At 49.5% G+C, this 919-nt stretch carries 1 protein-coding gene; it reads left to right on the plus strand.

Annotated elements, in window-relative coordinates:
• A partial coding sequence (locus A8707_RS26275) for a Tn3 family transposase (RefSeq protein WP_156518913.1) occupies positions 1-819 on the plus strand: 819 nt, incomplete at its 5' end.
• Positions 820-919: the final 100 nt, after the last annotated feature.

Raw genomic sequence — 919 nt, forward strand, 5'->3', positions numbered from 1 at the left:
CAGTACGCTCCTTTCAGTACGAAGGTGATTAATGTGGGTGTGCGCGACTCCACCTATGTTTTAGATGGGCTGCTGTACCATGAGTCCGATCTACGGATTGAGGAACACTACACTGACACAGCGGGCTTCACGGACCATGTTTTTGCCCTCATGCACCTCCTAGGATTCCGTTTCGCCCCGCGCATTCGTGATCTGAAGGATACCAAGCTGTATGTGCCGAAGACTGAAGAGGATTACTCGGGACTCCAACCCATGATTGGCGGCACATTGAATCTGAAGCAAGTGCGAGAGCATTGGGATGAAATCATCCGGCTGGCGGCATCAATTAAGCAGGGCACTGTCACGGCTTCACTCATGCTGCGTAAGCTCGGCAGCTATCCCCGTCAGAATGGGCTGGCATTAGCTCTGCGGGATCTGGGCCGTCTAGAGCGAACGATGTTTATCCTAGACTGGCTACAGAACGTTGATTTACGCCGCAGGGTGAATGCAGGATTGAACAAGGGGGAAGCCCGTAATGCTCTAGCTAGGGCTGTTTTCTTCAATCGACTGGGTGAAATCCGTGACCATAGTTTTGATCAGCAGTGCTACCGTGCCAGTGGTCTCAATCTTATGACGGCGGCGATTGTGCTATGGAATACGGTCTATATGGAAAGAGCGGTTGAGAGGGTACGTCAAACAGGTCAGTCTATGGATGAAAGTCTACTGAAACACCTATCTCCATTAGGGTGGGAACATATAAACCTAACGGGTGACTATGTTTGGCAGCAGCATAAGCAGGTCGGGCAGGGAAAGTTCAGGTCATTACGAATTTCTAGCTGATTAGAACACCGGACATGTTAATTATAAAATCCTGTAAGTCATATAGGAAAAGACTTTTAGGCTTAGCGTACGATTTTGTCCGAATTCCCCGTTTGCCCCT

It is taken from the genome of Phormidesmis priestleyi BC1401 (assembly GCF_001650195.1).
GTDB lineage: Bacteria > Cyanobacteriota > Cyanobacteriia > Leptolyngbyales > Leptolyngbyaceae > Phormidesmis_A > Phormidesmis_A priestleyi_B.